We start from the raw sequence: 6,106 nt of genomic DNA on the forward strand, positions 1-6,106 counted from the left end.
TATAAGTAGGTAGGTGGCGGTAATTTTTATTACTTCTGGGTTGCTGTTAAATAGGGAGGCTAACCAAGGAGCTGTCGCAGCAAGAATCACTGTTACTAATACTCCCCAAAATAAGCAAAATAGGAAACTTAGACCCAAGGCTTGATGGACACGGAGGTACTTTTTCGCCCCCCAGTTTTGCCCTACAAACGGTCCAATGCTGGCAGACAGTGCCATTAGCACAATCTGGCTAAAGGATTCTATTCGTGAGGCAATACCAAAACCTGCTACTGCGATAGTTCCGTAACCGGCTAGCAACCCAGTGATCACACCAATAGATATGGGAAATACCATGGTGGTTCCAGCAGCAGGCAAACCCACATAGAGAATTTTTTTCCAGGATTCTAAAATTACTCTCAGTTTGGGCAGGTTGAAGCAAAGCATCTGGAGGCGATTGTTCAGAAACCACAAGGCTACAACTAAGGTGGTGGCACGGGAAATTACTGTTGCGATCGCTGCCCCTGCCAGTTCTAATCGAGGAAATCCTCCCAGTCCGAGGATTAATACTGGATCGAGGGCAATATTGACGAATGCAGCAACGGTCATTATCACGCTAGGAATAGCAGTATTGCCGGAAGCGCGGATAGCACTATTACCCACCATGGGGATAACCAGACAAATCATTCCCCAATACCAAATCTGCATGTAACTACGAATCAGTGGTAGCACATCGGCTTCAGCTCCTAAGGCGGTGAATAGGGGATCGATAGTGGCTAATCCCAGCAACGTGAACAGTGCTACTACTAGCAGGGACAGGGTTAGACTATCTGTTGTCAGTCGTCGCACTTTCTGGAGATCCCCCTCTCCAATGGCACGGGCAATCACAGAGGATGCTCCCACCCCTAATCCCATCGCTAAACTACCTAAAGTCATCACCACGGGAAAGGTGAAACTCATAGCTGCTAGGGGTTTGGTTCCCAGTTGTCCGACAAAATAGGTGTCAATTAGGTTGAAAGCAATAACTGCAAACACTCCCCAAATCATCGGTATCGTTAGTCGGGTTAGCTGGGAGCTCACCTTCCCTTCAATCAGGTTTTGCTTCATGGTAGGGCACAGTTTAATTAATCTTAATAAAATTTTACTAAATTTAATTGGTTTTGAGAATTTATCGATAGAAAGGGCAAGAGGATAAAGACAATAAATGGGTCAAAACCGGTAAATTAAGTAAATAGTTTCGCCTCATCCATAGTGTTTCTGATAGCTATGAGGTACAGAAATTTTTTTTCCTTATTACCTATTCCCTATTCCCTATTCCCTATTCCCTATTCCCTATTCCCTATTCCCTATTCCCTATTCCCTATTCCCTATTCCCTATTCCCTGTTCCCTTTGCTATAGCTTACTGCTTAAACTAATAGTTACAAAAAACTTATAAGGTTAAAAAAAAGCTTCTTTATGCTCAAGTAAGTTTGAACAAAAGCTTCTTTGTACTCTGGTTTAATATTACGAAAGGGGCTATAGGTAGATTCCCAGCAGAAAAGAGAATAACCATAACCATAGTTTTCGGCTATTTCTATCTGTTTTTTGAGTTCATTTATAGGCTTAGGGCGATAGAATTCTCCACTGTAGATACCTACCGCTACCGGAACGTAATAACTAGCTTCTCGTAAACCCGAAGATCTTAGAGTATTGATTACTTCTTGGCTGGTCTTGCGATAAATTTGGACAATCACTTCATCAATCAAGCCTTGGCGTAACCAATACAACCAATTTTGAGAATATTTTCTGTAGGAAAAACTTGGGGAATTGGGAGAAAGAGATATAATTAGGTTAGGGTTAATTGTTTTAACAGCTTGGGAAATTTTACGGGTTAATTCCGTCATCACTCTGGCGTGATTTCCAAATTGAGTTGGAATGCCCCAATGATCGTCTAGTTGAATACCATAGAGGTTAGGATAGTTCTTAGCCACTTCAGTAAATAAATTAATGAAGTACTGTTGAACATCTGGGTGGTTTGGATTTAGCCATAGATGTTGATCGATAGCTTTTTCTCCTGTTGATGTCTTTAGGAGCCAATCGGCATGCTGTTTAGCAAATTTTGAATTAAGATGAAGCATCATGCCATGCTCATACCAAGCATAGATTTTTAATCCTTGACGTTCACCTTCTTTAATGGCGGCTTTTAGGGGGTCGGTAAAGGGTAAGGTAATCCAGTTATTTTTGAGGGAATATTTACTAGAATAGGTAGTTCCACCATTATAAACATCAACGTAAATTCGATTAAAATTAAGACCAGATAACTCGTGAAATACATTGTCAGTTTGACCTATATAGGATAGAAAGTTGTTACCGACATGAGTTACCCAAATTCCTTGAATTTTATTGGTGATTTTTGGGGTATGGCGAGGGGCAGGAATGATAATGTTAAATCCTACCAGGACTACCACTCCTATTAACATCCAAATTATAAATTTCTTGAATTTTTTTCTTAACCGAAATTTCATTAGTTAATTGGTAATTGGTAATTGGTAATTCTTATTTGCCTGGGCATATGCGCTAGCTCCCAGCTTTGTGGACAAACCTCAAGAATCACCAACGCCCAAATCACCAATGACCAATGACCAATGACTAATGACTAATGACTAACGACTAACGACTACTAACGAGCTTCAATAGGAATATAGGGAGCATCGTGAGTGCCAGTGTAGACTTGAGTAGGTCTAAAAATTCGATTGACAGCTAGCTGTTCCTTCCAGTGAGCTAGCCAACCCGCAACCCGTGCGATCGCAAACACTGGTGTAAACAAGTCACTCGGAATACCCAGCTTCCGGTATACTAAGCCAGAATAGAAATCCACATTGGGATAAATCCCCTTGTGACCCAGTTTTTCCTCCACTGCTTTTTCCAACTCCAAAGCAATGTCGTAGTACTTGTCTGTGCCAGATTCCTTAAACAGTTGTTCAGCTAAGTTCTGAAGTATGGTTGCTCGCGGGTCTTTTACCTTATAGACTCGGTGACCGCAACCCATAATTTTTTCTTTGCGCTGCAAGCGCTCCTCCAAGTATGGGTGGACATTCTCCACTGAGCCGATGGTTTCCAACATGGTAATCACTTCTTCATTCGCCCCTCCGTGTAACGGACCAGCTAGAGTTCCCACCGCTGATGCCACTACTGCATAGGGGTCAGTAAGAGTAGAAGCAGTCACCAGAGCCGAAAAAGTAGAGGCATTGATAGTATGTTCGGCATGGAGTGTCAGGCAAACATCAAAGACATGAGCCTCTAGGGGAGTAGGCTCTTGCTCATTGAGCATATACAGAAAGTTAGCAGCATAGCTAAGATCATCCCGAGGGCGTACTGGATCGTCCCCTTTGCGCATCTGTTTAAATGCTGCTACCATGGTAGGAATCTTAGCCAACAGGCGAACCACAGCTCCCCGAATGTATTTTGGATTGTCGAGAGCCCGTTTGGAGTAAAACAGACCCAAAGCAGCAGCAGAGGCTTGTAGAGCATCCATGGGATGACCAGTTTCTGGAAAACATTTCATCATGTCCCGGATGCTGTACTTGATCCGTCGGTGGAGGCGAACGTCCTCCTGGAATTCATAAAGTTCGTTCTTAGTAGGGAGCTCACCCCAAATCAGTAGATACGCGGCTTCTAGGAAAGTACTTTTTGATGCGAGTTCTTCGAGCCGAATGCCACGATACTCTAGTATTCCCTTCTGCCCATCAACGTAGCTGATACTGGATTGAGCTGCTGGAATGCCTTCTAAACCTGGCTGGTACTCGCAAGCTATCATGTTATTACCTACACAATCTTCAGTCATCTCAGGCTAACTTACCAGAGATTAGTGCTTAAGTCTTCGGTGCTACAACGATTATTTTTACTGTGATGACTATATTATAGCACTCTTTGACTTCTCTGACCCATGAATGTCGCGAGATTCCGAACCCGATCAACCCTGAAAGATTGCTATAGTAACCATTTGGGTGAGGTCAGCAAGAATAGCTCACTGCGACCGAAGGGCTTGCCAGTATTAGGAAGCTTTAACCCAATTACTCCAGCTTTTTTTAGCACTAGTTTTTGATTGGATACTCCCCACACCAACATTTCCGCCCAATTAGCTAAATCTGGTTGATGACCAACTAGAGCCAAACGTCGTTGAACATCAGTCTTTCGCCACCTCTGCTGTAGCCAGCTGAGCCATTGGTGAATGTCACCCTCAGGAGCGAGGCTCTCTGACTCTTCAACCAATGAGCCTAAACCAACATCTTGGAGGATGGCAGCGGTTTCCTTAGCTCTGACCAATGGACTAGTCAAGATTAGGTCAAAATGTAGCCCTCGTTTCTGGAGCTCCTTTGCTACTTTACTAGTTTTTTCTTGCCCAATTTTGGTCAGTGGCCGCTCTTGATCGTTTTTGTAGGTGCCTCGCTCAGCAGCAATACCGTGGCGAATTAAGTAGAGTTCCATCTGAAATACGGGAATTCCTCTCCCGTTATAAACGTTAGTTTTAGCGTGAGAGGAATTCCCGCAAACAAACAACCTGAGCGAAACGCGAATCAGCATTAATTAACTTTGTATTCATAGCCGTCAGCTCTAAAGATTGTTTGCAGGTATTTTGGATGAACATCAATCTTTTGGTTCGGAGTTTGAAGTACAAAACTTGGACGATAACGAATAGCGATTCGCCCTGTGTATTGCCCAGCGTACTTACCTTTAGGGATATCAGCTTTAACGATGTCCCCCGTCTGAAACCCTTGAAAGAACTTAGCTAATGGTGCATGAGCCTTTGGGAACCCGTACTTATCTGGGCGGCATCGCTGACGAACACCATGCCCCTTAGCTTTGACAATCAAAGGTTTGACATCTTTAATTAGCAACTTCTCAGGGGTAGATTTCCCTACACAAGCTGCATCTGTCCAATGAGTCTTATCAATCCCTCTAGTCTTACGATTGAATTTGGTCAAACCACCAGAACCAGCCTCCACAGGCAGTTCAGTTAGTTTCAATCGCCTGAATAATTCCCAGCGAGTGGCATTAACTGCTGCTGCATCTTTAAGTGGCGTTTTCGCCTTTGCTAATACTCGTTTGAGAACATCTGGCTTTTTCTTGAGGAACTTCTCAATAGGGTTACTCCCCTTCTTTTGATTACAGCACCGACAAGCTAATGTTAAATTACTGATTCGGTTACTACCTCCTTTTGATTTAGGAATTATATGTTCTACTTCTAGTGGCACATTTTCTGCCCCACAGTACACACAGTTTCGACCCCATTTAGCAAGTAGATATTCTTTGACTTCAAATCCGAACAACTCACCTCTTTGGTATTCAACTCCTGAGATTTCAGGATTTTGCATTTTTTGAGTGTCGAAGCGGACTAACTCCTGGGATATCGAAGTAACACCGACAAGTTTGACCAGTCGCCTAACCCAAGTTTCAAGGTTAAAAACTCGACTCATTAATGATGGAGGAAGCCAACCCTCTGGTTTTTTGCGATTAAGGAATCTAGGCTTACGATAACGGGTTTTACGGTTGCGTCGTCCACGTCTTAAGGATCTGCGAGACTCAAGAGCATCTTTGATTTGCTGTCCCCGGTGAGAGATTTCTAGAGCATTAGTTACTCGACCTGTAGATTCTTGAATAATGGCAATGCCTGTAGTTTTAGAACCAGGGTCTATTTTGATTCGGTGTGGATGGGTTACCGAATTATCAAGGGTTCTATCTTGCAAAATAATAGTGAATGGGTATTGTTTAAAAACTTTAGCCCTCCCTTTTTTGAGTAATTCTCTAGCTCTTGCCGGATGACAAGGGTCTAGAGGTTGTTTATTTTTATCTAGTACAAAAACTCGCATTACTTTGAACACTCCAATTCACGGGTAAAGTTTGCCTCGACAATGTTATCTAGCCTTGTTCGGTACATCTCACTGGCTTAACTCGCTACACCTGTTTAAAGCTGTACGACAGTTGCTACAAACTGGCACGTATTTGTAGGTGTCATAAGCTAGATAACGTAGCTCGCTTAGAGCTTAGTCTGGTCAACTATGAGCTTTTTACAAGCTCCCGCTATAGTCTTAAAGACTTAGCGGTGAGTTATTGACGGGCTGATTGTTGACAGTAGCTTATAATGCAATA

Annotated in this window: 6 protein-coding genes; 1 reads left to right on the forward strand and 5 read right to left on the reverse strand. The window is 43.0% G+C overall.

Translation table 11 applies throughout. From position 1 onward, the window contains the following. On the reverse strand, positions 1 to 1,083 hold a 1,083-nt coding region (locus tag F6J99_RS40330), incomplete at its 3' end, for an MATE family efflux transporter (protein ID WP_293121829.1). A 159-nt stretch (positions 1,084 to 1,242) separates the two neighbouring features. Here F6J99_RS40330 and F6J99_RS40335 point away from each other — a divergent pair. Continuing rightward, the gene (locus tag F6J99_RS40335) at positions 1,243 to 1,392 is read left to right on the forward strand and encodes a hypothetical protein (protein WP_293121832.1); all 150 of its coding nucleotides are present in this window, start codon (positions 1,243 to 1,245) and stop codon (positions 1,390 to 1,392) included. 3 nt (positions 1,393 to 1,395) lie between these two features. Here F6J99_RS40335 and F6J99_RS40340 read toward each other — a convergent pair whose 3' ends face one another. The 4 genes from F6J99_RS40340 to iscB form a co-directional block, all read right to left on the reverse strand. Continuing rightward, a complete protein-coding gene (locus F6J99_RS40340) occupies positions 1,396 to 2,436 on the reverse strand; it encodes a family 10 glycosylhydrolase (RefSeq protein ID WP_293121835.1) in 1,041 nt (346 codons plus the stop codon). Positions 2,437 to 2,636: 200 nt separating this feature from the next. Continuing rightward, a complete protein-coding gene (locus F6J99_RS40345) occupies positions 2,637 to 3,773 on the reverse strand; it encodes a citrate synthase (RefSeq protein ID WP_070396932.1) in 1,137 nt (378 codons plus the stop codon). A gap of 173 nt (positions 3,774 to 3,946) precedes the next feature. Further along, positions 3,947 to 4,444, reverse strand: coding sequence for a phosphohistidine phosphatase SixA (gene sixA / locus F6J99_RS40350; RefSeq protein WP_293121838.1), 498 nt, complete (start codon positions 4,442 to 4,444; stop codon positions 3,947 to 3,949). 95 nt (positions 4,445 to 4,539) lie between these two features. Then, positions 4,540 to 5,826, reverse strand: coding sequence for an RNA-guided endonuclease IscB (iscB, locus tag F6J99_RS40355; RefSeq protein ID WP_293121841.1), 1,287 nt, complete (start codon positions 5,824 to 5,826; stop codon positions 4,540 to 4,542). Positions 5,827 to 6,106: the final 280 nt, after the last annotated feature.

The organism is Moorena sp. SIO4G3, assembly GCF_010692305.1.
Lineage (GTDB): Bacteria > Cyanobacteriota > Cyanobacteriia > Cyanobacteriales > Coleofasciculaceae > Moorena > Moorena producens_A.

Bases quoted from the DNA above. Each gene is read 5' to 3' on its own strand.
- iscB (WP_293121841.1), bottom strand. From the start codon at position 5,826: ATGCGAGTTTTTGTACTAGATAAAAATAAACAACCTCTAGACCCTTGT.
- F6J99_RS40340 (WP_293121835.1), bottom strand. From the start codon at position 2,436: ATGTTAATAGGAGTGGTAGTCCTGGTAGGATTTAACATTATCATTCCT.
- F6J99_RS40335 (WP_293121832.1), top strand. From the start codon at position 1,243: ATGAGGTACAGAAATTTTTTTTCCTTATTACCTATTCCCTATTCCCTA.
- sixA (WP_293121838.1), bottom strand. From the start codon at position 4,444: ATGGAACTCTACTTAATTCGCCACGGTATTGCTGCTGAGCGAGGCACC.
- F6J99_RS40345 (WP_070396932.1), bottom strand. From the start codon at position 3,773: ATGATAGCTTGCGAGTACCAGCCAGGTTTAGAAGGCATTCCAGCAGCT.